This is a genomic window from Bradyrhizobium betae (assembly GCF_050632175.1).
GTDB classification, from domain to species: Bacteria; Pseudomonadota; Alphaproteobacteria; order Rhizobiales; family Xanthobacteraceae; genus Bradyrhizobium; species Bradyrhizobium betae_B.
In genome coordinates this window covers 3,984,499-4,010,432 of the sequence record NZ_CP192576.1, presented here as the reverse complement: position 1 = coordinate 4,010,432, position 25,934 = coordinate 3,984,499, and the positions used below count along the sequence as shown (strand labels likewise).

At 62.2% G+C, this 25,934-nt stretch carries 28 protein-coding genes and 1 tRNA gene; 14 read left to right on the top strand and 15 right to left on the bottom strand.

Translation table 11 applies throughout. The features are described 5' to 3' along the window. Positions 1-152: 152 nt before the first annotated feature. A complete protein-coding gene (locus tag ACQ86E_RS19345; protein WP_431201341.1) occupies positions 153-608 on the bottom strand; it encodes a GatB/YqeY domain-containing protein in 456 nt (151 codons plus the stop codon). Positions 609-641: 33 nt separating this feature from the next. Next, the gene (locus ACQ86E_RS19340; protein WP_431201340.1) at positions 642-1,370 is read right to left on the bottom strand and encodes an alpha/beta fold hydrolase; all 729 of its coding nucleotides are present in this window, start codon (positions 1,368-1,370) and stop codon (positions 642-644) included. 147 nt (positions 1,371-1,517) lie between these two features. Here ACQ86E_RS19340 and carA point away from each other — a divergent pair, with 147 nt between their 5' ends. Next, positions 1,518-2,708, top strand: coding sequence for a glutamine-hydrolyzing carbamoyl-phosphate synthase small subunit (gene carA, locus ACQ86E_RS19335; protein ID WP_431201339.1), 1,191 nt, complete (start codon positions 1,518-1,520; stop codon positions 2,706-2,708). A 39-nt stretch (positions 2,709-2,747) separates the two neighbouring features. Here carA and ACQ86E_RS19330 read toward each other — a convergent pair whose 3' ends face one another. Next, positions 2,748-2,963 (bottom strand): hypothetical protein, encoded by a 216-nt coding sequence (locus ACQ86E_RS19330; RefSeq protein ID WP_011090107.1) that lies wholly within the window; start codon positions 2,961-2,963, stop codon positions 2,748-2,750. Between the two features lie 147 nt (positions 2,964-3,110). On the opposite strand from ACQ86E_RS19330, the gene ACQ86E_RS19325 reads away from it, so the two are divergent. Next, positions 3,111-3,632, top strand: a complete 522-nt coding sequence (locus tag ACQ86E_RS19325) for a hypothetical protein (RefSeq protein WP_431201338.1) — start codon at positions 3,111-3,113, stop codon at positions 3,630-3,632. A gap of 62 nt (positions 3,633-3,694) precedes the next feature. Here ACQ86E_RS19325 and ACQ86E_RS19320 read toward each other — a convergent pair whose 3' ends face one another. Then, on the bottom strand, positions 3,695-4,219 hold the full coding sequence (locus ACQ86E_RS19320; RefSeq protein WP_431201337.1) for a Dps family protein: 525 nt from the start codon (positions 4,217-4,219) through the stop codon (positions 3,695-3,697). A gap of 113 nt (positions 4,220-4,332) precedes the next feature. Here ACQ86E_RS19320 and ACQ86E_RS19315 point away from each other — a divergent pair, with 113 nt between their 5' ends. Further along, on the top strand, positions 4,333-5,034 hold the full coding sequence (locus ACQ86E_RS19315) for a class I SAM-dependent methyltransferase (RefSeq protein WP_431201336.1): 702 nt from the start codon (positions 4,333-4,335) through the stop codon (positions 5,032-5,034). 294 nt (positions 5,035-5,328) lie between these two features. Here the strand turns inward: ACQ86E_RS19315 and ACQ86E_RS19310 are convergent, their stop codons facing one another. Next, positions 5,329-5,706, bottom strand: a complete 378-nt coding sequence (locus ACQ86E_RS19310) for an ArsR/SmtB family transcription factor (protein ID WP_431201335.1) — start codon at positions 5,704-5,706, stop codon at positions 5,329-5,331. A gap of 108 nt (positions 5,707-5,814) precedes the next feature. Between ACQ86E_RS19310 and ACQ86E_RS19305 the strand changes: the two genes are divergently transcribed. From ACQ86E_RS19305 to greA, 4 genes are all read left to right on the top strand, one after another. Further along, a complete protein-coding gene (locus ACQ86E_RS19305; protein ID WP_431201334.1) occupies positions 5,815-6,231 on the top strand; it encodes an MFS transporter in 417 nt (138 codons plus the stop codon). Continuing rightward, complete coding sequence (locus ACQ86E_RS19300) at positions 6,192-6,905, top strand: MFS transporter (RefSeq protein ID WP_431201333.1); 714 nt, start codon at positions 6,192-6,194, stop codon at positions 6,903-6,905. Before ACQ86E_RS19305 ends, ACQ86E_RS19300 begins: the two co-directional genes overlap by 40 nt. Before the next feature lie 220 nt (positions 6,906-7,125). Further along, the gene (carB, locus tag ACQ86E_RS19295) at positions 7,126-10,590 is read left to right on the top strand and encodes a carbamoyl-phosphate synthase large subunit (protein ID WP_431201332.1); all 3,465 of its coding nucleotides are present in this window, start codon (positions 7,126-7,128) and stop codon (positions 10,588-10,590) included. Positions 10,591-10,799: 209 nt separating this feature from the next. Further along, the gene (gene greA / locus ACQ86E_RS19290) at positions 10,800-11,273 is read left to right on the top strand and encodes a transcription elongation factor GreA (protein ID WP_027534300.1); all 474 of its coding nucleotides are present in this window, start codon (positions 10,800-10,802) and stop codon (positions 11,271-11,273) included. 73 nt (positions 11,274-11,346) lie between these two features. Here the strand turns inward: greA and ACQ86E_RS19285 are convergent, their stop codons facing one another. Continuing rightward, entirely contained in the window at positions 11,347-11,826 is a 480-nt protein-coding gene (locus tag ACQ86E_RS19285) for an Lrp/AsnC family transcriptional regulator (protein WP_431201331.1), read from the bottom strand. Positions 11,827-12,094: 268 nt separating this feature from the next. On the opposite strand from ACQ86E_RS19285, the gene trxB reads away from it, so the two are divergent. The 5 genes from trxB (at position 12,095) to ACQ86E_RS19260 (ending at position 15,980) form a co-directional block, all read left to right on the top strand. After that, the gene (gene trxB / locus ACQ86E_RS19280; RefSeq protein WP_431201330.1) at positions 12,095-13,060 is read left to right on the top strand and encodes a thioredoxin-disulfide reductase; all 966 of its coding nucleotides are present in this window, start codon (positions 12,095-12,097) and stop codon (positions 13,058-13,060) included. A gap of 5 nt (positions 13,061-13,065) precedes the next feature. Then, positions 13,066-13,989, top strand: coding sequence for a LysR family transcriptional regulator (locus ACQ86E_RS19275; RefSeq protein ID WP_041748541.1), 924 nt, complete (start codon positions 13,066-13,068; stop codon positions 13,987-13,989). Positions 13,990-14,437: 448 nt separating this feature from the next. Continuing rightward, the gene (locus ACQ86E_RS19270; protein WP_431201329.1) at positions 14,438-15,346 is read left to right on the top strand and encodes a 4-hydroxy-tetrahydrodipicolinate synthase family protein; all 909 of its coding nucleotides are present in this window, start codon (positions 14,438-14,440) and stop codon (positions 15,344-15,346) included. 189 nt (positions 15,347-15,535) lie between these two features. Further along, complete coding sequence (locus ACQ86E_RS19265; RefSeq protein WP_015688442.1) at positions 15,536-15,685, top strand: hypothetical protein; 150 nt, start codon at positions 15,536-15,538, stop codon at positions 15,683-15,685. Positions 15,686-15,815: 130 nt separating this feature from the next. Then, positions 15,816-15,980: a hypothetical protein gene (locus tag ACQ86E_RS19260; RefSeq protein ID WP_431201328.1), complete on the top strand. Its 165-nt coding sequence runs from the start codon at positions 15,816-15,818 to the stop codon at positions 15,978-15,980. Between the two features lie 70 nt (positions 15,981-16,050). Here ACQ86E_RS19260 and ACQ86E_RS19255 read toward each other — a convergent pair whose 3' ends face one another. Then, positions 16,051-16,728 (bottom strand): AAA family ATPase, encoded by a 678-nt coding sequence (locus tag ACQ86E_RS19255; protein ID WP_431206506.1) that lies wholly within the window; start codon positions 16,726-16,728, stop codon positions 16,051-16,053. A gap of 452 nt (positions 16,729-17,180) precedes the next feature. Next, positions 17,181-17,525, bottom strand: a complete 345-nt coding sequence (locus tag ACQ86E_RS19250; protein WP_431201327.1) for a hypothetical protein — start codon at positions 17,523-17,525, stop codon at positions 17,181-17,183. A gap of 442 nt (positions 17,526-17,967) precedes the next feature. On the opposite strand from ACQ86E_RS19250, the gene ACQ86E_RS19245 reads away from it, so the two are divergent. Together ACQ86E_RS19245 and ACQ86E_RS19240 are read left to right on the top strand one after the other, a co-directional pair. After that, positions 17,968-18,912 carry an AEC family transporter gene (locus ACQ86E_RS19245; protein WP_431201326.1) on the top strand — a complete coding sequence of 315 codons (945 nt, stop codon included), beginning with the start codon at positions 17,968-17,970 and terminating at the stop codon, positions 18,910-18,912. A 205-nt stretch (positions 18,913-19,117) separates the two neighbouring features. Beyond that, positions 19,118-19,591 carry a hypothetical protein gene (locus ACQ86E_RS19240; protein ID WP_431201325.1) on the top strand — a complete coding sequence of 158 codons (474 nt, stop codon included), beginning with the start codon at positions 19,118-19,120 and terminating at the stop codon, positions 19,589-19,591. An 82-nt stretch (positions 19,592-19,673) separates the two neighbouring features. Here ACQ86E_RS19240 and ACQ86E_RS19235 read toward each other — a convergent pair whose 3' ends face one another. The 7 genes from ACQ86E_RS19235 to ACQ86E_RS19205 all read right to left on the bottom strand — a co-directional run bounded on the left by ACQ86E_RS19235 (position 19,674) and on the right by ACQ86E_RS19205 (position 25,668). Then, complete coding sequence (locus ACQ86E_RS19235) at positions 19,674-20,531, bottom strand: hypothetical protein (RefSeq protein WP_431201324.1); 858 nt, start codon at positions 20,529-20,531, stop codon at positions 19,674-19,676. A gap of 11 nt (positions 20,532-20,542) precedes the next feature. Beyond that, the gene (locus ACQ86E_RS19230; RefSeq protein ID WP_431201323.1) at positions 20,543-20,839 is read right to left on the bottom strand and encodes a hypothetical protein; all 297 of its coding nucleotides are present in this window, start codon (positions 20,837-20,839) and stop codon (positions 20,543-20,545) included. A 290-nt stretch (positions 20,840-21,129) separates the two neighbouring features. Next, on the bottom strand, positions 21,130-21,804 hold the full coding sequence (gene tenA, locus ACQ86E_RS19225; protein WP_431201322.1) for a thiaminase II: 675 nt from the start codon (positions 21,802-21,804) through the stop codon (positions 21,130-21,132). Between the two features lie 184 nt (positions 21,805-21,988). Next, positions 21,989-23,014 carry a hypothetical protein gene (locus ACQ86E_RS19220; protein WP_431201321.1) on the bottom strand — a complete coding sequence of 342 codons (1,026 nt, stop codon included), beginning with the start codon at positions 23,012-23,014 and terminating at the stop codon, positions 21,989-21,991. A 53-nt stretch (positions 23,015-23,067) separates the two neighbouring features. Beyond that, positions 23,068-24,588, bottom strand: a complete 1,521-nt coding sequence (locus tag ACQ86E_RS19215) for a hypothetical protein (protein WP_431201320.1) — start codon at positions 24,586-24,588, stop codon at positions 23,068-23,070. Between the two features lie 228 nt (positions 24,589-24,816). Beyond that, positions 24,817-24,893 (bottom strand) — tRNA-His (locus ACQ86E_RS19210). A gap of 343 nt (positions 24,894-25,236) precedes the next feature. Further along, a complete protein-coding gene (locus ACQ86E_RS19205; RefSeq protein WP_431201319.1) occupies positions 25,237-25,668 on the bottom strand; it encodes a phasin in 432 nt (143 codons plus the stop codon). Between the last annotated feature and the right edge of the window lie 266 nt (positions 25,669-25,934).

Below are 25,934 nucleotides of genomic sequence, written 5' to 3'. Positions count from 1 at the left end.
TCTTGTCATTCCGGGGCGCGCAAAGCGCGAGCTATGATGCGCAATTGCGCATCTGAGAATCCATTGAGCAACGGATTCAGCGGCGCGATGGTTTCTCAGATGCGCAATTACGCATCATAGCCCGACGCTTCGCGTCGCCCCGGAATGACGACCTAGCCCGTCAGCGCGGCCTTCACCAATCCGCTGGCCTTGCCGAAATCCATCTGGCCCGCGTACTTCGTCTTCAACACCGCGATCACCTTGCCCATGTCCTTCATGCCGGCGGCGCCGGTCTCGGCGATGGCGTCCGCGATCGCCTTCTTGACCTCGTCATCCGACATCTGCTTCGGCAGATACGCAGAGATCACCGCGATCTCCTCGCGCTCCTGCGCGGCGAGCTCGGCGCGGCCGCCCTTTTCGTAGAGCTCGACCGACTCCTGGCGCTGCTTGATCATCTTCTGGAAGACGCCAAGCAGGTCGGCATCCGAGAGCGGCGGCTTGCCGTTGCCGCGGGCCTCGATGTCGGCGTTCTTGATGGTCGAGTTGACCATGCGCAGCGTGGAGAGCTTGCGCTCGTCCTTGGCCTTCATGGCCTCCTTGACCGCATTGTTGATGTCGTCGCGCAGCATGATCGTGATCCCTTCGCCTATCCGACGCCTGATCTAGGCCGTTCGTGCCCCTGAGACAACCTGGGTTTGAAGCCATTCGGCCAGCGCACGCGCCGTCGCCTCGGGCTGCTCCGGCTGCGGCAGATGCCCGCAACGCTCGAGGATCACCAGCCTCGCGCCGGCAATGCCCTCCGCCATCTCCTTCGAGAACGCATTGGGAATGGTGTTGTCCTGATCGCCCGTCAGCACAAGCGTCGGGCATTTGATCGTCGCCAGCGTGGGCCGCGAATCCACCCGCGCGATGATCGCGGTCTGCTGGCGCAAATAGCCTTCCACGCCGACATCCTCGCCCTGCTCATCCACGAGCCGGCGAATGCCGGAATCGTCGCGGCGCGAGGGATGCACCAGGTCGGGAAACATCTCCTCACGTGCCGCGCGCAGCTCGCCGCGTCTCGCCCGCTCCATCAGGCCGCGGCGGCGCGCGGTCGCCTCAGGCGTATCAGGCCGCGCCTGGGTGTTGATGAGCGCGAGCTTGACGACACGCTCGGGCGCCTGGCGCATGATCTCGAACGCGATGTAGCCGCCCATGGAATGGCCGGCGAGCGCGAAGCGCGGCGGCGCCTCGCTCAGGACCCGGCGGGCGATCGCCGCCATGCTGTCGTCGCGGATATGGTTGGCGACCATCACCGGGCCGAACCGCCACAGCGCCGGGATCACCGGGGCATAAATCCGGGCCGAGGAGGCCAGCCCCGGTACCAGCAGGATGGGGACGGTCTGGTCCATTATTGCCTCGCAAGCCCCGGGATTTGCCGGAAATTATTCCGGCCAAGCTTAAGTCCCTGAAGGGACCTGTCAAATATGCAAAAACGCATGTGAATCGGCGCATCTGCGCTTTGACGGCGGCGCCCGCCGGGACTATGAACCGGGCTCATGACACAACATGACAACGATACCGCTTGGCCGGACCATAAACCGACCGCGCTCCTCGTGCTCGCCGATGGCACGGTGCTCGAAGGTTTCGGTCTTGGCGCCGAAGGCCATGCCGTGGGTGAAGTCTGCTTCAACACGGCGATGACCGGCTATGAGGAGATTCTCACCGATCCCTCCTATGCCGGGCAGCTCATCACCTTCACCTTCCCGCATATCGGCAATGTCGGCACCAACGACGAAGATATCGAGACGGTGAACATGGCCGCGACGCCTGGTGCGCGCGGCGTGATCCTGCGCACCGCGATCACCGATCCCTCGAACTACCGCTCAACCAGGCATCTCGACGCCTGGCTGAAGGCCCGCGGCATCATCGGCCTCTCCGGCATCGACACCCGTGCTCTAACCGCGCTGATCCGCAGCAAGGGCATGCCCAACGCCGTGATCGTGCATTCGAAGACCGGCGAGTTTGACCTGCACGGCCTCAAGGAAGAAGCACGCGAATGGCCGGGCCTCGAGGGCATGGACCTCGTGCCGATGGTCACCTCCGGCCAGCGCTTCACCTGGGACGAGACGCCCTGGGTGTGGGACGAGGGTTTTGGCCGGCAGGACAAGCCGGAGTTCAACGTCGTCGCCATCGACTACGGCATCAAGCGCAACATTCTGCGCCTGCTCGCCGGCGTCGGCTGCAAGGTGACGGTGGTGCCGGCGACGACCTCGTCGGAGGAGATTCTGGCGATGAAGCCGGACGGCGTGTTCCTGTCGAACGGCCCGGGCGATCCGGCCGCGACCGGCAAATATGCCGTGCCTGTCATCCAGGACGTGATCAAGTCGGGGACGCCGACATTCGGAATCTGCCTCGGCCACCAGATGCTCGGCCTCGCCGTCGGCGCGAAGACGAAGAAGATGCATCAGGGCCATCACGGCGCCAATCATCCCGTGAAGGACGAGACCACCGGCAAGGTCGAGATCACCTCGATGAACCACGGCTTTGCCGTGGACGAGAGCACGCTGCCGAAGGGCGCGACGCAGACCCACATCTCGCTGTTCGACGGATCCAATTGCGGCATCCAGCTCGACGGCAAGCCGGTGTTCTCGGTGCAGTACCACCCCGAGGCTTCGCCCGGCCCGCGCGACTCGCACTATCTGTTCCAGCGCTTTGCCGATCTGATGCGGCAGAAGAAGAGCGCTTGAGTCCAGACGACGCCGGCGGACGAGACCGCCGGCTGTGCGTCACGGACGCATGAACATGAAGTCCGTGTCGGGATCGCAATTCTCGGCGATGAAGCGCAGCTCCGCCTGGATGTCGGCAACCGACCGCGTCTCGAGATATTTCGAGATCACGAGGCTGAGCAGGGCGCGGCAGACCGCTTCGTGTCCGAGGCCGGCCGTCTCCGCTTCGTCGACGGCCGCCGAAAAATGACGCTGCGCAACGTCGGATGCGTACATGGCGGTCCCTCTCTTCCGTTCAGGGTTGAGTGCCAATGAACAGCCGCCTGCGCCTTGATCTCCGTCAAGCCAGCGGGTGGACTGCTGTCAGGAACAAGAGCCTCCGTGCCGTCTTGATTCCCAGTCAATTGCTACCGGAGCCCTGTCATGTCGGTCGTCCGCGACAAGGCCGAGCCGCTCGCCATCGTGTTTGAGGATGACGGGCTCGTGCCGAACAACGCTCTGCCCTTCCTGGTCTACCAGGATGCGGTGAGGCTCGATCCGAAGCGCCCCGAAGAGACCATCGAAAACCTGTTCGAAGCGAACGGCTGGGGCGGCACGTGGCGCAACGGCGTCTACGACTATCTGCACTACCATGCGACGGTACATGAGGTGCTCGGCGTCGCGCGCGGCAGTGCGCGGGTCCGCTTCGGCGGCGATCAAGGCCGGGAGCTGGAGATCATGGCCGGCGATGTCGCGATATTGCCGGCGGGCACGGGCCATCAGTGCATCGAGGCGAGCGGTGATTTCTGCGTGATCGGCGCCTATCCGCCCGGCAGCAAGATGGAGATCACGCGGGCGACGCCGGAGAACCACGCCAAAGCGCTCAAGACGATTCCGGAGGTCGCGCTGCCGCCAACCGATCCGGTGACGGGCAAGGACGGGGCGCTGATGCGGTTGTGGCGGTAGCTGAAAGCGCAGGTGCCGTCGGGTGGATTGGCGAAGCGTAATCCACCCTACAGCAACGTCCGCTACGCCTCGTTGCCGCCTTCCTGGCGGGTGGCTTCGAACAGGAACCAGGTGCGGCGCTCGGTCTCGTCGATGAAGTTTTCGAGCAGGCTCGCGCTGGCGACATCGCCGGCGTCGTCGCAGACCTCGTGAGCCTTCCGCATCGCCGCGGCGACGTGCTTGTTGTCCTGCATCAGTTCGCGCAGCATCTCGCGCGGCGGGACGTAGTCCTCGTCGTTGTCCTTGATGGTCTGGAGCTTTGCGACCTGGCCGATGGATTTCAGCGTCGCGCCGCCGATCTTGCGGACGCGCTCGGCGAGCTGGTCGGTGGTCGCGAAGATCTGGTCGGACTGCTCGTCGAGCAGCAGGTGATAGTCCCGGAAATGCCGGCCGCTGACGTGCCAGTGGAAATTCTTGGTCTTCAGATAGAGCGCGAAGGCGTCGGCCAGAAGCACGTTGAGCGCCTCGGAGACCTTCTTGACCGACTGGGACGACAGATCGGTGGGGGTGTCGAGGTCGGGAGAGACCTTGCTGGGGGCTTTGCTCACGGGAAACCTTCCTGTTAGGACGCAGACATTGACGGCACGCCGTCGCACCCCTAACGCAGACGGGCAGCGTCGGTTCCCGTGCAGGAACCGTTTGGCCGGGGCCCTCGGATACCATGGACGATTGGATCGACTACTACGACTCCACGCATACGATCTATGTCAGCAAGCTGCATCGCGATTTGCACTTCCAGATCATCGCGCGGGACATCATCGGCTACATCACTTCGCCCGAGGCGACCGTGCTGGACTACGCCTGCGGCGAGGCGCTGTCGGCGAGCCAGGTGGCGGCGGCCTGCGGCAAGCTGATCCTCGCCGAACCCGCGCCGGGCGTGCGCGGCCGGCTGATCGCCCGGTTTGCCCCGAACACGAAAATCCGCGTCCGCTCGCTCGACGACGTCCGCAAGATGCAGGACCAGTCCATCGACCTCGTGGTGATGAACTCGGTCGCGCAATACATGACGCCGGAGGAGCTCGATGCCGCGCTCCTCAACGTCCGGCGATTGCTGACCCCGTCGGGCAAGCTGGTGCTCGGCGATATTCTCCAGCCCAATGTCGGCATGTTCAGGGACGTGATGGCGCTGCTCGGTTTCGGCCTGCGCCACGGCTTCCTGAAGGACGCGCTGATCGGGCTCATCAGCACCGCCCTGTCAGATTACCGTCATCTGCGCACGCGCATCGGGCTGCAGCGCTACAGCGAGGACGAGATGACCGCCAAGCTCAAAGCGGCCGGCTTCGCGGCCCAGCGCGCACACACCAATATCGGCCATAATCGCTGGCGCATGACATTCGTCGCGCGGCCGCCGCTGGTGCGTTAAGCATAACGACCACCTGAGGTGGCTTGTCGCACCTCGATCGGACATGATCTCCGCGGCCCGGTGGCGGAAGCGTCTACGCGAGAGCAGTGCATCGCTCTTCATCCTGGTTCAAATCCAGGCCGGGTCTCCACGCTTCGCCCCTGCGGGCCACGCGTGGCGCAGCCACGCCGCCGAAACAAAAAATGTCGAAAACAACCCCATGCACAGTAGCCGGCGGTGGCCGGCGTGTTACGCGCTGGATCTTCTGAAGGCCTTGATGCGGCGGGCAAATCCGCCGCCCGGCACGCAATCGCCTCAGTTTGGGTCCGCAGCGACCATTTCGCACCCGGGCAACAACTGAAGCCGGTCGGCGTCCCTGGCCGCGGAACTTAGCACCGCGTCGAGCAGGCCCGGGAAGCGCGCATCGAGATCCTCGCGGCGCAGCCGCATGAAGCGGTTGGTGCCGGCCACACGGGTCTGCATCACGCCGCATTCGCGCAGTTTGGCGAAGTGATAGGCGAGGTTCGACTTGCCGCTGAGCGCATAGAAGTCGCCGCAGCACAATTCGCTGCTCACATGTTCCTGCCGGGCGAGCTGGTAGACGATCGCGAGCCGGATCGGATCGCTCAGGCAATCCAGAACCATCGGCAGTTCGATCTGCTCGCGCGCGGGATGATGGGGCGTACGACTCATGGTCCAATCATAGCAACGCTGGCCATATGTTCAATAGTTCTTGAACCAATTGACATTAGCGGACCGCCGATCAATAGTTCAATACTTATTGAACATAGGATGACGGACATGAGCGTGTTCTGGCTCGCGGTGGCGGCGTTTGCGATCGGAACGGAGGCCTTCGTCATCGCTGGCCTGCTGCCGACCATCGCGGCCGATCTGCAGATTTCGGTGCCCGCGGCCGGACAGCTGGTCAGCGTCTACGCGCTCACCTATGCCGTGGGGTCGCCGATCCTTGCCGTAACCCTCAACAATATCGACCGCCGCACCGTGCTGACGCTGGCCTTGTCGGCCTTCATCGCCGGCAATCTGCTGGCGGTGGCCGCCTCCGGGTTTGCACTGCTGATGGCTTCGCGGATGCTAATGGCACTCGGCGCCGGCCTGTGCATGCCGACGGCGCTCGGTGTCTCCGTGGCAGTCTCCTCCCCGAACGGCGCGGCCGCGCCGTGGCGCTGGTCACCTCCGGCCTCACCATCGCAACCGTGATCGGTGTCCCCCTCGGCAATTGGATCGGCAGCCTGTTCGGCTGGCGCGCGACGTTCGCCATGGTCGCCCTGCTCGGCGCAATCGCGATGGCGGGCCTGCTTTTTGGCCTGCCCCGCGGCCTGCCCCGAAATACCGCATCGCTCGCCGAACGGCTGGCCGTGGCGCGCCACGGCAACGTCCTGATCGCGCTGCTCATCACGATCCTGTGGGCGCTCGGCGGCTTCACCATGTTCACCTATTTCGCCGTTCCGCTGCGCGCGCTCGGCTTCGATGCCGCGCATATCAGCCTCGCGCTGCTGGTTTTCGGCGCGGCCGCCGCGATCGGGAACATGCTCGGCGGCCTGTTGGCCGACCGGCTCGGCGCCATTGCCACGGCGGCGCTCGGCCTGACCGGCATGGCCAGCGCGCTTTTCCTGCATTCACTGGTGCTGAAATTCCTCCCCGGCCAGGCGCATTATGCGATCCTGGGCCCGATCTTTCTCCAGGGTGTCTCGGGCTGGGCGTTCTATCCGGCCCAGATCGCCAGCATCATCCGGATCGACCCGCAGGCCTCGATGGTCGCGCTCTCGCTCAACGCCTCTGCCATGTATCTCGGCTTTGCGATCGGGGGGCCCTTGGCGGCGCCGTGCTTGTGGGGTGGAGCCCGACCGATCTCGGCTGGGTCGGCGGATTGAGCGTTTCCGCGGCGCTTCTGGTGCATCTCGCCCGCGGCTGGCAGGCGCGGCCAAAACCCGTCAAAATTGCCGGTTGATGGGCGCTTTTCGGGGTTTCGCCGTCCCGAAAACTGGTCTAAGACCCGTCCGCGCGCGAGGCAGACCCCCGCGCTCTCGGCCACAGGGGACGCGCAGCAAGCGCGCCCTTTTTTGTGCCCAAATTCCACTTCGGCGAGAGTTGATGCCCAAACGTACAGACATCACCACCATCCTGATCATCGGCGCCGGCCCCATCGTGATCGGCCAGGCCTGCGAGTTCGACTATTCGGGCACGCAGGCGGTGAAGACGCTGAAGGAAGAGGGCTATCGCATCGTCCTCGTCAATTCCAATCCGGCCACCATCATGACCGATCCGGAATTGGCCGATGCGACCTATATCGAGCCGATCACGCCCGAGATCGTCGCCAAGATCATCGAGAAGGAACGTCACGTCATTCCCGGCGGCTTCGCGTTGCTGCCGACCATGGGCGGCCAGACCGCGCTGAACTGCGCGCTGTCGCTGCGCCAACAAGGCACGCTCGACAAGTTCGATGTCGAGATGATCGGCGCGACCGCGGATGCGATCGACAAGGCCGAGGACCGCCAGCTGTTTCGCGAGGCCATGACCAAGATCGGGCTCGAGACGCCGAAGTCGCGGCTCGCCAACGCCTCCGCCCTGAAGAAATCCTTCCGCGACAAGCGTCAGGCTGAACGCGAGAAGCTGTCGGGCGCGGCTCTGGAAGAGCACGACCGGCAATGGACGCTCGGCGAAGGCGACCGCCGCAAGCGCTACCAGGAATATGCGCTGGGCCAGGCGATGATGGCGCTGTCCGAGATCGGCCTGCCCGCGATCATCCGCCCCTCCTTCACCATGGGCGGCACCGGCGGCGGCATCGCCTACAACAAGGAAGAATTCCTCGACATCATCGAGCGCGGCCTCGACGCGTCCCCGACCAACGAAGTCCTGATCGAGGAATCCGTCCTCGGCTGGAAAGAGTTCGAGATGGAGGTGGTGCGCGACAAGAAGGACAATTGCATCATCGTCTGCTCGATCGAGAATTTCGATCCGATGGGCGTGCACACCGGCGACTCCATCACGGTGGCTCCGGCGCTGACGCTGACGGACAAAGAATACCAGATCATGCGCGATGCCTCGCTGGCGGTGCTGCGCGAGATCGGGGTCGAGACCGGCGGCTCCAACGTGCAGTTCGGCGTCAATCCCGAGGACGGCCGCATGGTCGTGATCGAGATGAACCCGCGCGTTTCCCGTTCCTCGGCACTCGCCTCGAAGGCGACCGGCTTCCCGATCGCCAAAGTCGCGGCCAAGCTCGCGATCGGCTACACGCTCGACGAAATCGCCAACGACATCACCGGCGGCGCGACGCCGGCCTCGTTCGAGCCGACCATCGACTACGTTGTGACCAAGATCCCGCGTTTCGCCTTCGAGAAATTCCCCGGCGCCTCCACCACCCTGACGACGTCGATGAAGTCGGTCGGCGAGGTCATGGCGATCGGCCGCACCTTCCAGGAAAGCCTGCAGAAAGCGCTGCGCGGGCTCGAGACCGGCCTGACCGGCCTCGACGAAATCGAGATCGACGGCCTCGGCCAGGGCGACGACAAGAACGCGATCCGCGCCGCGCTCGGCACGCCGACGCCGAACCGGCTGCTCCAGGTCGCGCAGGCGATGCGGCTCGGCTGGTCCAACGAGGAGATCTTCAACTCCTGCAAGATCGACCCGTGGTTCCTTGGCGAGATGCGCGGCATCGTCGACATGGAAGAAAAGATCAAGAAGAGCGGCCTCCCCTCCAATGCTTTCGGCATGCGCACGCTGAAGGCGATGGGCTTTTCGGACGCGCGGCTCGCGGTGCTCGCGCAGCTCGCCGACGCCGACGTCACGGCCAAGCGTCACGCGCTGGGCGTTCGCCCGGCGTTCAAGCGTATCGATACCTGTGCGGCCGAATTCGCCTCGCCCACGGCCTACATGTACTCGACCTACGAGTCGCCCTTCGCCGGCAGCGTCGCCGACGAGAGCCAGCCGTCGGACCGGAAGAAGGTCATCATCCTCGGCGGCGGCCCGAACCGCATCGGCCAGGGCATCGAGTTCGACTATTGCTGCTGTCACGCCTGCTTCGCACTTGCCGATGCCGGCTACGAGACCATCATGGTCAACTGCAATCCGGAGACGGTGTCGACCGACTACGACACCGCCGACCGGCTCTATTTCGAGCCGCTCACGGGCGAGGACGTGCTGGAGATCATCGCGACCGAGCGTACCAACGGCACGCTGCATGGCGTGATCGTGCAGTTCGGCGGCCAGACGCCGCTGAAGCTGGCGCGCGCGCTGGAAGCTGCCGACGTGCCGATCCTCGGCACATCGCCCGATGCCATCGACCTTGCCGAAGATCGCGACCGCTTCAAGCGCGTGCTCGACAAGCTCCGCCTCAAGCAGCCCAAGAACGGCATCGCCTATTCGGTTGAGCAGGCCCGCCTGGTCGCCACCGATCTCGGCCTGCCGCTGGTGGTGCGCCCGTCCTACGTGCTCGGCGGCCGCGCAATGCAGATCATCCGCGAGGAGAACCAGCTCAGCGATTACCTGCTCGGCACGCTGCCGGAGCTGGTGCCGGCCGACGTCAAGGCGCGCTATCCGAACGACAAGACCGGGCAGATCAACACGGTGCTCGGCAAGAACCCGCTGCTGTTCGACCGCTATCTCTCGGACGCCACCGAAGTCGATGTCGATTGCCTCTCCGACGGCAAGGACACCTTCATCGTCGGCATCATGGAGCACATCGAGGAAGCCGGTATTCACTCCGGCGACAGCGCCTGCTCGCTGCCGCCCTATTCGCTCGACGCCAGGATGATCGAGGAGCTGGAGCGCCAGACCCGCGAGCTCGCGCTCGGCCTCGACGTCGTCGGCCTGATGAACGTGCAATACGCCATCAAGGACGGCGATATCTACGTGCTCGAGGTCAATCCGCGCGCCTCGCGCACGGTGCCTTTCGTCGCCAAGGTGGTCGGCACGCCGGTGGCGAAGATCGCCGCGCGCATCATGGCCGGCGAGAAGCTCGCCGACTTCAAGTTGAAGAAGGCGCAGCTCAAGCATGTCGGCGTCAAGGAATCGGTCTTCCCGTTCGCGCGCTTCCCCGGCGTCGACACAGTGCTCGGTCCGGAAATGCGCTCGACCGGCGAGGTCATGGGCATCGATCGCAATTTCGAGGTCGCTTTCGCCAAGAGCCAGCTCGGCGGCGGTACGAGGGTGCCGCGCAAGGGCACGGTGTTCGTCTCGGTGCGCGAGAGCGACAAGACGCGCATCGCCGAGGCCGTTCGCGAACTGCATTCGCTCGGCTTCAAGGTGCTGGCGACATCGGGCACTCAGCGCTTCCTGACCGACCAGGGCATCCCGACCGAGAAGGTGAACAAGGTGCTGGAAGGCCGGCCCCACATCGTCGATGCCATCACCAACGGCGACGTCCAGCTCGTCTTCAACACCACCGAGGGCCCGCAGGCGCTCGCCGACAGCCGTTCGCTGCGGCGCGCGGCCCTCTTGCATAAAGTGCCGTATTACACCACTCTTTCCGGGGCCGTGGCGGCCGCGCAGGGCATCCGCGCCTATCTGGGCGGGGACCTTGAGGTTCGGACCCTGCAGAGCTACTTTTCGGAAACCTGATCGCTAGCGGCGGCGAAGCTTCCGCTAAGTGACTGGCAATGAAGCCACAATGGCCGGAGGAACTGTCCGGCCATATGGTTGTTCTGTTCCGGCGCCAGCCCACATAACGGCTCCGGTGGGCGCGTATTCCGCTCCCGGAAGCACTGACGAGATCAAGGTTGCCGCGCCCTCTGTTGGGTCGGGCGCGCGGCCGAAGGACGAGAGAAGAGATGGAAAAGGTTCCGATGACTGCGGGCGGCTTTGCCGCGCTCGGGGAAGAATTGAAGAAGCGCCAGTCCGAGGACCGTCCGCGCATCATCGAGCACATTGCGGAGGCCCGCTCGCACGGCGACCTCTCGGAGAACGCGGAATATCATGCCGCGAAGGAAGAGCAGTCCCACAATGAGGGCCGCATCGCCGAGCTCGAGGACAAGCTGGCGCGCGCCGACATCATCGATATCTCGAAGCTCTCCGGCGACACCATCAAGTTCGGTGCCACCGTGACGCTGGTCGACGAGGACACCGAGAAGAAGGCGGTGTGGCAGATCGTCGGCGAGGTCGAGGCCGACGCCAAGAAGGGCCGCATTTCCATCACCTCACCGCTCGCGCGCGCGCTGATCGGCAAGAAGAAGGGCTCGACCGTCGAGGTCAACGCCCCCGGCGGCGCCAAGGCGTATGAGATCACCAAGGTGGAGTGGCGGTAAAGATTTTCCGCCAGATGTGGTGACGTTTTGAAAAGGCCGTGCGACGCGCGGCCTTTTTGTATCTGCGTGTCGCCTACCGTCTTGCCTTCACGTCCAGCGGCACGGCCGCCTCGTACTTCGAATTATGCAGCACCAGTGAGGTCCGGACGTTGCGCACATGGGGCGCGGCGGTCAGGTGCGTCACGAAATCCTGGAACGTCGCCATGTCGGGCGCTACGCATTTCAGGATGAAATCGACTTCGCCCGACAGCATCCAGCATTCCCGCACCAGGGGCTCAGCGCGGACGAACTTCTCGAAGGCGCGCAAATCCGCCTCGGCCTGGCTGGACAAATGCACAGCGGCGAACACGGTGACGTCAAAGCCCAGTTTTCGCGCGTCCAGCAGCCCACGATAGCCGTGGATGTAGCCCTCCTCCTCCAGTGCGCGGACGCGGCGCAGGCACGGTGGGGGCGAAATACCGACCCGCTTGGCTAGCTCAACATTGGTGATGCGACCGTCGGCCTGGATTTCGGTGAGAATCTTCAGGTCGATCTCGTCTAGGTTCCGCGACACGTGACTGGAACTCCTGGCCTTTATGGCGGTATCGGGTGGATTTGCTGCAATCCTCATACCCAGTCGCGCTCGCCAGCGCAATTTTATTGCGCGTTCACTCCAATCGACTTTTGTTCCCCGTTGGAAAAATCCGCCGAATGGGAATGCAATTCTTGCATAGCTCACCAGAAGGCTTAGATTAGCTCTGATATTTCAGCGCTACCGCGAGGCCTCCTGGCTCTTTCCGCAACCGCGCTGCAGTTTCCCCGTGACAAAGGCGTCCGTCGAAATGTCCGCTACCGTACATGCAAAGGTCGTCATTATTGGCTCCGGGCCCGCTGGCTATACCGCCGCGATCTACGCTGCGCGCGCAATGCTCGAGCCGATCCTGATCCAGGGCATGCAGGCCGGCGGCCAGCTCACCATCACCACCGACGTCGAGAACTATCCTGGCTTCGCCGACGTGATCCAGGGCCCATGGCTGATGGAGCAGATGGAGAAGCAGGCGGTCCATGTCGGGACCAAAATCGTCTCCGACCTGGTCATCAAGCTGGACACGACGCAGCGGCCGTTCCGCCTCACCTGCGACAGCGGCGACGTCTATCTCGCCGACACCGTCATCCTCGCCACCGGCGCGCAGGCGCGCTGGCTCGGGCTGCCGTCCGAAGCGAAATTCCAGGGCGGCGGCGTCTCGGCCTGTGCCACCTGCGACGGCTTCTTCTACCGCGGCAAGGAGGTCGTGGTGGTCGGCGGCGGCAATACCGCGGTCGAGGAAGCGCTGTACCTCACCAATCATGCCTCGCAGGTCACCATCGTCCATCGTCGCGATCACTTCCGCGCCGAACGCATCCTGCAGGAGCGCCTGTTCAAGCACCCGAAGATCAAGGTGGTCTGGGACTGCGCCGTCGACGAGATCTGCGGCACCGAGAACCCGAACAAGGTCACCCATGTCCGCCTGAAGAACGTCAAGACCGGCGCGCTGACCGACCTGAAGACCGACGGCGTCTTCATCGCCATCGGCCATGCGCCGGCGACCGAGCTCGTGAAGGACCAGATCAAGCTCAAGCCCTCCGGCTATGTCGAGGTCGCCCCGAACTCGACCGCGACCTCCGTGCCCGGCCTGTTCGCCGCCGGCGACGTCGCCGACGAAACCTATCGCCAGGCCGTCACGGCCGCCGGCCTCGGCTGCATGGCAGCCCTCGAGGCCGAACGATTCTTGGCCCTGCGCGCCAGCGAGCGCGCGGCAGCGGAATAAAGATCATGCCTCGAACACGCGACGGATTTACGGATATGGATTGGGACAAGCTGAAGGTGTTTCACGCGGCGGCGGAAGCGGGCAGCTTCACGCATGCGGGCGAGCAGCTCGGCCTGTCGCAATCGGCGGTGTCACGCCAGGTCTCGGCGCTGGAGCAGGAGCTTTCGGTCTCGCTGTTCCACCGCCACGCCCGCGGCCTGATCCTCACCGAGCAGGGCGACCTGCTGTTCCGCACCGCACATGACGTGTTCATGCAGCTGCAGGCGGCGCGCGCCAAGCTGACCGACAGCCGGGAGCGGCCGAGCGGCGACCTCAAGATCACCACCACGCCCGGCGTCGGCATCAACTGGCTGATCCCGCGGCTCGGCGAGTTCACCGCGCTCTATCCCGAGATCCGGATCTCGCTGATCGTCACCGACGAGGAGCTGGACCTGTCGATGCGCGAGGCCGATGTCGCGATCCGCACCCGCAAGCCGACGCAGCCGGATCTCATCCAGCGAAAACTGTTCGCGATGGGCTTCCACGCCTATTGCTCGCCGGACTACATCAAGCGCTTCGGTACGCCGCGCACGCTGGAAGAGCTCGACGCTCACCGCATCATCACGCTCTCGGACGGCAGCTTCGCGCCGCATCTTCAGAACCGCAACTGGCTGGTCGAAGCCGGCCGCAACGGCTCGGGTCCGCGCGAAGCCTATTTCAAGGTCAACAACATCCTCGGTCTCGTGCGCGCCTGCCAGCAGGGACTCGGTATCGCGGCACTCCCGGATTACCTGATCGAAGAACAGAGCCGGCTCGTACAACTGTTCGGCGAATCGGATTCGATCCAGCTCGACACGTACTTCGTCTATCCCGAGGAGTTGAAAACGGTCGCGCGCGTGCAGGTGTTCCGCGACTTCGTGGTGAGCAAGGCGCAGCGCTGGCCTTCCTGATTTCCGCATGTCTGACATGCGGCTTGGACGCTTGCTGCATGGCGCACGTCAAGCCCATACTGCTTGCACGCTGAGCCTTCGCGTTGCGCATTTGTCCCCCTCCTCCAGTGGCGCGGGAGTTCAGTAATCCCTCTTGGAAGGTGATTGTGTCGGCCTCACGTGGCCAATACCTCAAGCCGGGCCCTCTGGGTCCGGCTTTTTTCTGTCCAGTCCGGCTTTCGCTTTCCGCGTGTATTGACAGTTTTTGACGTAGCCAGCATCATTTACAAATGATCACGAAGTCGTGCGCAATCGTTTCGAAAAAAGGCCCCCATCCCGGGGCCTCGGATTTTTGCGCGCGCTAATATCGACTTCGTCATCGCGAGCCAAATCCCGAAAACCCCGCCACCTGGACGGGGTTTTTTCATGTGCCCTCCGTCTCAGGTTTTTACGAGAAGGAGAAAAGAACATGACCGGTCTGGAAGATCATTTGCACGGATTGTGGCTGCCGCTGGTGACGCCGTTTCGCGACGGACGTCTCGACGAGACGTCGCTGCGGCGGCTGACGCGGCACTACAGCGCACAAGCCGTCGACGGTTTCATCCTCGGCGCAACCTCGGGTGAAGGCATGACGCTGCGCGATGCCGAGCTCGAACGCCTGGTTGCCGTGGTGCGCGACGAGATGGCGGCGGGGCGGCGCTCCGTTCCGCTCTGCCTGGGATTGTCGGGCGCCGACACCGCGCGGCTGAAGGAGCGGCTTGATGAAACCGCGGACTGGCCGATCGACGGTTATCTGATCGCGAGCCCCTATTACGTGCGGCCGTCGCAGCGCGGCCTGCTGGCGCATTTCGAGGCGCTGGCCGATCATGCCGCATGGCCGCTGGCGCTCTACAACATCCCCTATCGGACCTCGGTCAACATCACCAACCAGACCTTGCTGCGGCTTGCCGAGCATCCGAACATCGTCGGGCTGAAGGATTGCGGCGCCAGCCGCGAGCAGTCCATCGCACTGCTGCGCGACCGCCCGAAGGGATTCCGTGTACTGACCGGCGAGGATCCGAATTACTTCGAGGCGCTGGTCGACGGCGCCGACGGCGGCATCGTGCTGTCGGCCCATGTCGAGACCGCGACGTTTGCGGCCGTGCAGGCCGAGCTGACGCGCGGCAACCAGGATGCGGCGCTGGCGCGCTGGCACGAGGTATCCGAGCTGACGCGCCTGTTGTTCACCGAGCCGAGCCCGGCGCCGGCGAAGTATTGGCTGTGGCGCAGCGGCCTGATCGACAGCCCCGAAGTGCGCCTGCCGATGGTGGAGGTCGGCAGCGAGCTTGCCGCCACGATCGATCGCGAGATCGAGCGGCGGATGAGAGTTGCGGCGTAGGCGCTCGTTTTCGTCATTCCGGGCTCGCGACCTCGTCGCGCCCCGGAATGACGGCGGAAGGATGGCGCAGTGTCACCTTGGTTAACCCCGCCCCAACGGCCTTCGCAGCCGCCGCATGGCGCGTCCACGTCTCGTTTACGCGACCGCGCCTATCGTTCCCGTTCAAAGTCCTTCAAAGGGGGAATGATCATGGGGCATCGCACCCGGCCTACGGCCGCGAGCCAGTTCGCGCCCGCCGATCTCTTGCAGGGAATTCTGGTCGTATCGTCGTTCGGGTTCTGGGCGGTGATGCTCGGCCTGATCCCGGTGCTGCTGGTTCGGGTCTGGCTCGTCGGCTGACGCCAGCCCGCGCGATGGTTAAACGGAGGTCACAAATGCGCTCCAAATGCGCAGGGGATTGCGACCCGGAATTTTAAAACATCGTGCGTATCGTCCACGCTCATAAGCGAAGAAATCGCGGGGGCGTTTAGTGAATAGTCGGAACGAAGTGGCGTCGCATTACGACGCAGGACAGCAGGCCTGTACCACCGAAGAGAGCTTCACCACCGAGGACATCCTCTGGGCCGTCGGCATCTGGTCGGTGATCCTGACGCTGTCGCCGGTGATCGTGTTCTACATGCTGATGGTAGCTTGACTTCATAACATCCCGAAACGCAAAACGCGCGGAGAGCCGCGCGTTCTCGTCCGGGGATTGTTGGTTGAAATCAGGCGGCCTGCTTGTGCATCGCGCCGGATGCCGACGCCGTGCCGCGAATGGCTTTCACCGAACGCTCGATCGCTGCCCACAGCCTTGCGATTTCCTGAGCCGCACGGCTCTCGGCCTGATATTCCCGCGCGCCTTCGCCATGGCTCAGCGCCATCAGCAGGTCGGTACGGTTGGTGATCTGGCCGCCCCACACCGGTGCACGGAATTTGGCAAGCGCCTCGCGGGCGATGGTGACAATCGGGCTTTCGGATTCGTCGCGGCGCGCCGGGGCACCGTTGAGCACGACCGCGTAGGGCTTGCGCGCCGCGCGGCACATCTGAATCGTTTCCTGCACCGCGTTGACGTCGAACACGCCGGGACGGGCTGGGATCACCACCATGGTGGCGTTGCGGATGGCGTCGTCGACCACGGCCGACAGGTTCGGCGGCGTATCGATCAACACCCATTCATATCCGTCGCGCTTCGCAGCGGAGACGATGCCGCTGACCGAGTTCACGGCAGGCTTGATCGGCGGCTCGTTGGTGCCACGCAGCTTGTGCCACAGCGTGAGCGAACCCTGCGGATCCGCGTCCACGAGCATCACCTGCTTGCTCGCCTTGATCTGCGCGGCGAGATGCGCGGCGAGGGTACTTTTGCCCGAGCCGCCTTTACGCGATGCGAAAACAATAACGTTCATACCCTTGGCCTCCAGATTGACCCCGTAGTCTGAAAATGAATCACCACGCTGATTCGTGAAAGAAAAATTTATCGTGAGTTGCGTTACGGCCACGAAATAACAAGACGTGTTGGCTTTTGAGTCACACTGCGGCCCGCGACGCAGATACGAATTGCAATGAAATGCCTTTCCTGCAGGCAGTCACGCGTTTTCCGGGCCCGCCATGCAGGAAAAACCGGAACGCAACCTCCCCGCGCAAACCTGCCCGCGGCTCTCTTCCATCGCACGCGTCTGGAATTGTCGCAGGCATCCGCATGCTCAGGCGAACAAAAGGAGTCCGGTAGCTGGCGCGGGGCTGATGAGTCCTCGGCGGCCCGGCCGGACACGCAAATGCCCGGGACGTCGAGCGCGAAACCGCGCGGCAGCCCGGGCATGGTCGGAGTTTCAGGAAAGGAACGCGCGGGTGGCGGGGCTCAACCCTCGGTCTTCTTCTTCTTGGTCGCCTTCGGCTTGGTGCTCGTCTTCGCCGCCTTCGGCGCGATATTGGTCGGCTTGCCGGCGCGGACTTCGGCCGGCTCGGGTCCCGGGCGGAAGAACACCTTGCACTGCGGCGAGAGCTGCGCCTTCTTCCTGACCATGCAGGCGGTGATGGCATCGACATTCGGCACGAACTCGCCGCACAGCCGCATCGCATCGGGCGAGCAGGCCTGCTGTTCCTCCTGCGTGTAGGCGAAGCCCGTACCGGGCTGGACCAGAACGGCCAGGGCGAGCCCCGAGACGGCAGCAAGAACGAACTTCTGAAAACGGAACGCCGGCATCGATACCCCCTGCATGTCGAGTCGATGCGGAGTGTGGGTGAACGGCGGTTCGTTGGCAACGCGCGGGAATGCGAAAGGCGCAACGTGTGCGCTCTCGGCAACAGGCGGGAGAGCGGGCGCGGGACAGACTGCACTTTCAGCTGTCGTCACCCGCGAAGGCGGGTGACCCAGTATTCCAGAGACGTCAAACGTACCCCCGAGAAGCCGCGGCGTACTGGATCCCCGCCTTCGCGGGGGATGACAGCTGTGTGGGGACGCCCAAAACAAAAATCTGAAAACAACCCCATGCACAGTAGCCAAGTCCGGACGAATGCTGCGCATTCCGGACGCACTTACGGATTTTACGAATTTGGCTTTGACACGTCGGGCAAAACAGCGGCATAATGCGATCATCGAGAGTGTGAGGGGTGGCCAGTCCAAGTCCCCGTGAAGCGAGGGGCGCATGGCCACCGTTCTGATCGTCGCGCCGGTGTTCGCCCTGATCGCGGCGGGCTATGCGGCGGTGCTGTTCCGCTTCGTCTCGGAGACCGCGCACAAGGGCATCTCCGAATTCGCCTTCAGCATCGCGATCCCGGCGCTGCTGTTCCGCACCATCGTCGTCTCGGAATTCCCCGACGTCAGCCCCTGGCGAATGTGGGGCGCCTATTACGGCGCGCTCGCGATCATCTGGATCGCGGCGCTGGCGATCTCGACATTGCTGCGCGCGCGCCGCGAGGACCACGAGGACGGCGTCGTGTTCGCGATCGGCTCGGTCTACGGCAACATCGTGATGCTCGGCATTCCGCTGGTGCTCTCGGCGCTGGGCAACGAGGCGGCGGGACCGATGGCGCTGATCCTGTCGGTGAACACGCCGCTGCTCTGGCTCTGCGGCATCCTGCAGATGGAACTCGTCAGCCGCAAGCCCGGCGGTTCGCCCCTGTCGGTGATCCGGCCCGTGCTCGCGGATCTCGCGCGCAATCCGCTGATGCTGGGGATCGGCCTTGGCGTCGTCTGGCGCTTCACCGGACTCGGCCTCAATCCCGTCGTCGACAGGACCATCGAACTCTTGGCGCAGGCGGGATCGCCGGCGGCGCTGATCGCGCTCGGCATCAATCTGTTCCGGTTCGAGGTGAAGGGCGAGATGTTGAGCGTGGTCGTGCTGTGCGCGCTCAAGCTGCTGGCGATGCCGGCGGCCGCGTTCGTGCTGGCAAAACTGCTCGGCCTGCCGCCGGTCGCGGCCGGCGTGATCGTGCTATTCGCGGCGATGCCGACCGGCGCCAACGCGTACATCTTCGCGGTTCAGTACAAGCGGCTGGTGAACCCGGTGTCGGGCGCGGTGGCGCTGGGGACGCTGCTGGCGGCGGTGACGTTGCCGGTGGTGGTGATGGTGGTGGCACGTCTTACCTAGGCCGCCAGGCGCGTCCTCGCTGGGATCAACGCAGTCCCAGGAACGACAGAATTGCGCCAACCACGACGACGAGACCGACGATATAGATAATTCCGTTCATTGTTCAGCTCCTCAGCGTTGTCTGTCCCTGCCGCAGTGACAAACCCCCTGGACGCCAAAAAGGTCCGCCGCGCAAATTGCCGATTCTTCCCGAATGAAGGAACGAATGGCCGCCCTGCCGCTTTTGAATCCGGAACTATTTGGCGGGAGAGACATCGATGCGGGCCTGGCACCAGATCGCGAGTGCGACGACGACGATTGCATTTTCGATCTGTCTCTTCATGGCGTCGCAGATGTACGTGACCTCGCGCGCGTCCGCGGCCGAATCCGCAACCCTGCAAGTCCTGAAGCTGCGAAACGCGGGATATCGCGCGCTGCACGCGCATTGAGCCGGACGCGAATGTCGCTTGCCCTATCGCTGATCGTGGACGGCTATGTGCGCCTGGGAGATCGCGAGGCACTACAAACGCTGCGAGCCCATCGTGCCGCGATGCTGGACTCGGCGAAGGCGGTCGCCGACATGGACACCAGCAGTATGTATGATTGCCACGCTCGCGGACGACATCGAGATCATCGAGGCCGGCTTGTCTCGGCTGAGCCCTCAGCGCGAGCAGCAGGAATTCGCACCCGCGCGGCTTAATCCAATCCGGGAGGCAGGCGTCGGGTACGCCTCGCAGTCGCGGACTGCGGTCGCACCTCCTAACCATCGTTAAGTCGGTTTATCAAGGCAAGAGCCTTCTTCTGCCGAGCGAGGAATTGAGCTGGTTCGTGAGGTGCTGACTGAACGAGATGTCCGAGGGCGTATATCCGTTGGGGCCAGTCGGCCCAAAGGTCAGCAGCAATTCATGTGTCCGCGTTCGGTTCACATTAAGTATCGGCGTCCCTCCTCCAGAGAGCGGAATGAGCTTGAATTGAGGACTGACACCACCACTCGATACCACTACGAACTTCAGATCGTAGCTATAGACATCGACCTTTTCGGGCTTCTTGTCGCCCATTGGCTTCGATGAATAAAGCAGATCCGCGGCCATTACGTGATCCCGCAAGAACCTCTCGATTCCCAGATCTGACTTCACGAACAGCGAGCTCATATTCTGATCGATTGGCCAATCAACCACATCGCACATCTTCTTGTTTTTGCCCGGACCAGCGATGTTGGCGACGCCCCAATAAGAATAGGTCGTATCCGTACGCGTCGCCGTCGATGACAGCTCGCCCGAAAGGCCGACGCCCCAGCTGCGACCGATCGAATTGCCGGCTTCCATTCCGTCCGTAAGCGTGCGGTTGTAGGTGAGGTTAGGAGTGACGGCCGAGCTTTCCGCGATCGTCAATGTCATCTGCAGTTGGACACCATAGTCCGACGGTATCGCCGGCCCAAAGCTGGTCGGAATCTTGTTGACCTCGCGTATGGCCCTAATGGTCTCGCAGAAAATGTTGCGCTTGATGTTGAACACCATGTCGGTGCCGATGTCCTGGGCCTCCCACCCCTCGGTGAGCCTGGGTGGCGTAAAGCCACAACCGGCAAGCGGGATAGTTAGGATGAGCGCTATTGCGGTCGTCCTTGAGGAGAGATTGGACATTTTGCGACGCCTCAATCGGGCAGCTTGACGCCGGAATCGGGCTGGAGCTGCTTCAGCAGTTCGGTTGCTTCGCCTCGCGGCAAGGACTTGATGGTCACTTCAAAGCCCGGATCGTTCTTCTTTACGACCAGTGCGCCCTGATCACCGGCCGACTTGGCGAGCTCAGGAAGCAGCTCGCTTGGCACATCGCCAAGCACAAAATCAAAATTGTCGCCGGACTTCATGATGCGGAGCGCATCGATCTTTGGGTAACACAAATTTCCCCATTGTCTTTCATCAGGTAAACACGGTGGTGGATGAGGGGGCATGTTCTTCTCCTGAGTATGTCTCCTTTGCAATAGGTGCAATCAGGCCACGGACCACGCGTACCATGCAAGCACAAGTAGCGCATCAAAGCTCAAAATCTTTAGTTGTATCTAAATTACAACACACCTCTTAAACTACTGCAGGTAGCCCGGGCCCTCTAGAGCGGGCTATAGAATTACTCCCAGCGATCCGGCTTCGATCCCCCGTAGTGTCGTGGCGTTTCGAGTATTGTCGCCGGAATCCACCCTCACTGCAGAACTTTCATGTCATGGCCTGACGACGGCCGAAAGGCTTATTGAACAGGACGGCCCGCGCGCCAGGCCATCTCCCAGAAGTCCGCCTCGAGCCGGGTGGCTTCCCTGAAGATCGCAATCAGTTCCGCCTCGCGGGCCGGCGTGGCGTAGCGATCGGCGAGCTGCTCCATGTGCGCTTGCGCCTTGGCCGCGACCTCCTGGTACGGCGCGCCGGCATACTCGGCGATCCAGACGCGATAGGCGTTTGACGCGGCCTCCGCGAGGGGGCGCGAGGCGAGCCTTGTTGCGATCTCCGCGTAGCCGATCACGCAAGGCGCCAGCGCCACCTTGAGCGCCAGCAGGTCACCGCGCATTCCGGCATCGAGCACGTAGCGCGTATAGGCCAGCATCTCGGCCGCCGGCGGGGCCTGTTCAAGATCGGCCGGGGACAGACCCCATTCGCCACAGAGTTTGACATGCAGGTTCATCTCAACATCGAGGATCGCCGAGAGGCCGCTCGCTGCTTCACGCATGTCGTCAAGCCGGGGCGACTTGTAGACCGCGAGCGCATAGGCGCGCGCAAACTCGATGAGGAACAGATAGTCCTGAACGAGGTAGTGACGAAACGCAGCTTCAGGGAGCGAGCCGTCCGCCAAGCCGTTCGTGAAGGGATGCTCGGTGTAGGCAAGCCACTCGACGGATGCTGCGGTTTTGAGACGCTCGAAGAAGGTCACGATGTTTTTCGCCTGGGTAGCTTGTCGATGAACGCCTTTGGCAAGCTACCGATAGCGCATCGCGGACCGGGGAGCTACGGCGACCGCGGACAAAACTGGCTTTAAGCAGCGTTGCGGATGGGGCATTCTCTTCGTCGAGAGGGTGCACTGTCACCGTAACAATAATGGAATCGCAGGGATGGCCTCATACAGCAATTATCGGCTTTTCGCCCTGCAAATCGTCTAAAGCAAGTCCGAGATTTCGCTTAGTCAGCACCAATCTTCCATCATTTTTGAAACCCTCATTCACGACGTTCGCATAGGTTGCGTTATGAACTATGTCCCCAGTCTCCTGGAACAGGACGAATGAGATATACGGACCGTCGTTATTGTGTAGCATTAGCCTATGGATATTCTGCCACCCTTCCTTCTGTAGATTATTGGTGAGCGCGCGGCGAACTGCGTTTGTTAAAATATCCACAAACTCAAGCCCAAACTGCACGTCCGAGCAGAACTGGAGGTCCTTCAACAATAGCTTCATTGAAGTACCCTTCTCTTTTGACCCGTCTTGCGCGTCGAACTTCTCAAAATGCGAGTAATCCGCGTTAAATTGCTCGGGGAGCATCATGGCGGGCCGTCGCTGCGACATGTTCGCGAGAGCACCCTGCGCGTAATGCGCCCACCACTCCTCCCACCTTGTAACCTTGGCTTTCTCTTTACCGTCAACCCGCCAGGAGAAGGACCCAAGCTCGTACGGCTTCCGCTGCGCGAAGAATGTCGTCGCCTTGGTAATCACGTGATGCAGGACATCAAAGGTCGTGAGCGCCTGGAGGAACAAATTCAGAGGCACCTTCTGAATATACTCACTAGCCCCTTTCACTTCCGGCTGCACGTCCTCCCGAAACATCGAGACCTTTGCCAGCATTTGCTCACCAAGTTTCCTTTGATACTCGCGGGCGGCATTCTCCTGGTGCAGTCCAAGATCCAACGCTGTTATCTCGAAGAGCGCTTCATTGCGAACCAAGAGCGTAACAACCTTATCAACCTGCTTTTCGTTGAGAAGCCGTCCCTTCACTTCCCCCTTCTCTTGGGGCAGTCTCGTCCGAAACTTCTCGTATTTCGAGGCGACTTTCTTCATCATTACGTCAGGAATTATTAGCGCTCCGACAACGCTGATCGACCCAGCATGAAACCCGGAGAACGATCCACTTTCATCAATGAAGATGTGCAATTTCTTCCCCCAAAAACGACCTGCTGTGGCTGTTCTCGGTTGCTCGCCTCAAGCTACGCAGCGTGCCTTTCGATATATATCAAACCTGCTCGACGAAGCGCATCGTCCGAGCCCGAGCCCCAAAATTTTATGATCTCGAATTCTCTTCGGGCGCGAGAACCGGTGTACATGCTCAGATCGAGCATGTAGGCATCAAACGCTCTACCAGCCCGACCGCGGTCTCGAACAGTTACGCGCAGCTTCGCACGGTGAAGATATTTTAGGTCAACGAGCTCGTTGATCGTCTCGGTCTCAAATGTTGTCAGATCTTTCTCGACTAAAATGCAATTTGCATTGTTGTCTATGCAAAAATCGACAATCTTGCGGAACACCTCCTGCAAACGATCGCGGTCCTCAGTTGTGCCTGTGTCCCTTGTGAAATCCTCCTCTTTGAACGCTCCCTGCTGACCCGCCGCACGGTTGACATCCTCAACGCCGACTTTCGGCCCTCGCGCGTCCTTACCTCCGAGCAGTCGCTCGCGCGCGACTTGGATGGATTTGCTGAACATTGTAAGGAAGTCGCGGGCCACGCCGCCGCTAGCCAATACTAACCGATCACGCGCTCCGTCTGCCATTATATCTGATAGTGAAACGGATGCCTCGGTCGCAAACTGACCGAGGACCTTCAGCAAAAAAGCTTTCGTCACCTCATATCTCTCAAGGGTAACGTCGAGATCGACCTCATCTGCATCGTCGCCCAACTTCATGCCTAACGGTGGATGACCATGCACATACCATCGCGAGCGGTGCCTAATCGTCCCAACCTTGAGCCAGAGGTTGGTCCCCTTCGCAATTCTGTGAAAATAGTCGACAACATTGGCCTGATCTTCCAACCTCAGGTGATACAGATCGTCGAGAAGCAAATAGGACGGGCCGTCCGCCAGCGCGGAGAGTCTCACAAAGAGCTGCTGGTAGTTCATTATGTGCCGGTGAAGCACTTCGATCTTCCTAGACGAATACTCGCTTTGCACCTCCGATCGCGTCCTCTCGCTTTGCGAAGTTGAGAGTTCCGATCCAACGAACGGGAGCTTTCCGGAGACGCTGCCTTTCACTTCATCTGAGCTTTCGGCTCCTTCCGTAGCTTTGAACTTCACCTCCTCCGCGGTATGCAGCAGAATTTCGAGTCCCTTGATCACTTTGCTGAATTCAATCGACAGCGCTTTCGTCTCGGCCCGATTGAACCCGGGTCGGTTGGGAACGGAGCCGAAAAGTTTCTTCCAAAAGCTTGTCTTGGTTGAAGGGTTTGTTGCAGCAGTATCGAGCCAAGTCCGAAACTCGGAGAAACTCTTTATCAATATGCTCAACAGTACGTCTGGGTAGCTGTGCTGCTTGAAGGTCTCAAGATCGACCATCGCGATAGGAGTTCGATCCAGCGTCAAGTCTGCGCGTATCTTCTGTAAGAGACTTGATTTGCCAGAGCCGCGTCGACCGAAGATGATGTTGTGCCGTTTGCTCTTCGCCTTTGTGAGAACACCAGGCGTCGGCTCCACAAAATGTCTTACACCCTCGCTGCTTGCGCGAACTGATTCATCCACGAGCTGACTCAGTCGTTCCACAGCCGGAGAGTCCAAAATTGCTTCGTGCGACAATCGAGTAGCGCCCCTTTAAAAGAACCTCGAAAATGCAACTTTAACGGAAGACGGCGGGGCTTGCCACCAAATGAACTTGTGCATTGCAGTTCGGTGGATAGCCGCACGCGAGAGCGCGAACCACCCAATCAAAGCTCCTAACTGGCTAACGAAATAGGTCGAGAAGTGTCCCGCTGGTACAGTTGGGTGGGCTCGAACCACCGACCTCCTGTTCCACAGACAGGCGCTCTAACCAACTGAGCTACAACTGCATCCTTGCGAGCCGCGCCTTGGGGCGCCCTGACGGGCCGGTCACCTAAGGGGGCTGGACGGGGCGGAAACTAGGTGCAACGGGCGTTTTTGGCAAGGCCGCAAACGGACGAAAAACCGGGGTAAATCACCCTCAGCACAATGAAATCGGGCTTGATGGCGATCGTAGCGAGGTTGCGCTCCCCTCGCGCGCCTGGCGGCGGCACTCCCGGTGAGGAGAGAGCCCTCTCCCGGCCTCTCCCGCATCCGCCTTCGCCAAGAGGCTTCGGCGGACAGGCGCGGGAGAGGTGAAGAAAAACCCGGGCGTTGCGGCCCGGGTTTTCAACTCATTCAGACCCGATCCGCTCAGGCGGCGGGGTAGAGCTTGGCGGCGCTGGCCTTGATCGGCTCGGCGGCGGCGGTGGCCGTGCGCTGGGCGATCTCGGCGAGCTCCTTGGCCTGGGCCTGGAAGGTCTCGAGCTGGGTCTTGGAGTGGCCGGTCCACAGCGCGAACGCGTCCTGCGGCGACTTCACGCTGAAGAGCTGCTGGGTGAACTCGAGCTGCGCGGTGGTGTTGGCCTTCATGAACTCCATCACCTTGGCGGCGTATTCGCTCGCGCCCTTGTGGGCGGAGGAGAACACGGCCTCGACGGTGCCGTTATGGCTTTCAGCGGCGTCCTTGAACTTGGCGTAGTTTTCGCGCGCCTGCGAAACGCCCTTTTCGGCGAACGCACGCACCTGCTCCGGAACCTCGAACGGGATGACGGAGGCGGAGAATGGATCAGTCGCACCTGACATGGTTGTCCCTCACGATAATGAAATATGGGGTGAGCCAACTGGCGCGCCCGCCGGGCCCCCAATCCGGGCCTGCATTCAGCGGTGCGGAAACCGGATACGCGAAACAAAACGGCTCGCCCAACGCCGGGTAGTATCGCTGCCTAACATGTCAACATTGTGCAGCGCAACGCGATGCGGGGGTGCGGCGCAAAATTTAATCTCGGGGAGGGTGAGGTTCCCGAGGTGGGGAACCGGGGGTTGAGGGGCCGGTCTTTCCGTTCCCTCCC

Coding starts and splice junctions, on each gene's coding strand:
- trxB (WP_431201330.1), top strand. CDS start 12,095: ATGTCCGCTACCGTACATGCAAAGGTCGTCATTATTGGCTCCGGGCCC.
- ACQ86E_RS19240 (WP_431201325.1), top strand. CDS start 19,118: ATGGCCGCCCTGCCGCTTTTGAATCCGGAACTATTTGGCGGGAGAGAC.
- ACQ86E_RS19275 (WP_041748541.1), top strand. CDS start 13,066: ATGCCTCGAACACGCGACGGATTTACGGATATGGATTGGGACAAGCTG.
- ACQ86E_RS19340 (WP_431201340.1), bottom strand. CDS start 1,370: ATGGACCAGACCGTCCCCATCCTGCTGGTACCGGGGCTGGCCTCCTCG.
- ACQ86E_RS19265 (WP_015688442.1), top strand. CDS start 15,536: ATGGGGCATCGCACCCGGCCTACGGCCGCGAGCCAGTTCGCGCCCGCC.
- ACQ86E_RS19230 (WP_431201323.1), bottom strand. CDS start 20,839: ATGCCCCCTCATCCACCACCGTGTTTACCTGATGAAAGACAATGGGGA.
- ACQ86E_RS19270 (WP_431201329.1), top strand. CDS start 14,438: ATGACCGGTCTGGAAGATCATTTGCACGGATTGTGGCTGCCGCTGGTG.
- ACQ86E_RS19245 (WP_431201326.1), top strand. CDS start 17,968: ATGGCCACCGTTCTGATCGTCGCGCCGGTGTTCGCCCTGATCGCGGCG.
- ACQ86E_RS19250 (WP_431201327.1), bottom strand. CDS start 17,525: ATGCCGGCGTTCCGTTTTCAGAAGTTCGTTCTTGCTGCCGTCTCGGGG.
- ACQ86E_RS19325 (WP_431201338.1), top strand. CDS start 3,111: ATGTCGGTCGTCCGCGACAAGGCCGAGCCGCTCGCCATCGTGTTTGAG.
- carB (WP_431201332.1), top strand. CDS start 7,126: ATGCCCAAACGTACAGACATCACCACCATCCTGATCATCGGCGCCGGC.
- ACQ86E_RS19205 (WP_431201319.1), bottom strand. CDS start 25,668: ATGTCAGGTGCGACTGATCCATTCTCCGCCTCCGTCATCCCGTTCGAG.
- ACQ86E_RS19235 (WP_431201324.1), bottom strand. CDS start 20,531: ATGTCCAATCTCTCCTCAAGGACGACCGCAATAGCGCTCATCCTAACT.
- ACQ86E_RS19345 (WP_431201341.1), bottom strand. CDS start 608: ATGCTGCGCGACGACATCAACAATGCGGTCAAGGAGGCCATGAAGGCC.
- carA (WP_431201339.1), top strand. CDS start 1,518: ATGACACAACATGACAACGATACCGCTTGGCCGGACCATAAACCGACC.
- ACQ86E_RS19305 (WP_431201334.1), top strand. CDS start 5,815: ATGAGCGTGTTCTGGCTCGCGGTGGCGGCGTTTGCGATCGGAACGGAG.
- ACQ86E_RS19310 (WP_431201335.1), bottom strand. CDS start 5,706: ATGAGTCGTACGCCCCATCATCCCGCGCGCGAGCAGATCGAACTGCCG.
- ACQ86E_RS19315 (WP_431201336.1), top strand. CDS start 4,333: ATGGACGATTGGATCGACTACTACGACTCCACGCATACGATCTATGTC.
- ACQ86E_RS19255 (WP_431206506.1), bottom strand. CDS start 16,728: ATGAACGTTATTGTTTTCGCATCGCGTAAAGGCGGCTCGGGCAAAAGT.
- ACQ86E_RS19330 (WP_011090107.1), bottom strand. CDS start 2,963: ATGTACGCATCCGACGTTGCGCAGCGTCATTTTTCGGCGGCCGTCGAC.
- greA (WP_027534300.1), top strand. CDS start 10,800: ATGGAAAAGGTTCCGATGACTGCGGGCGGCTTTGCCGCGCTCGGGGAA.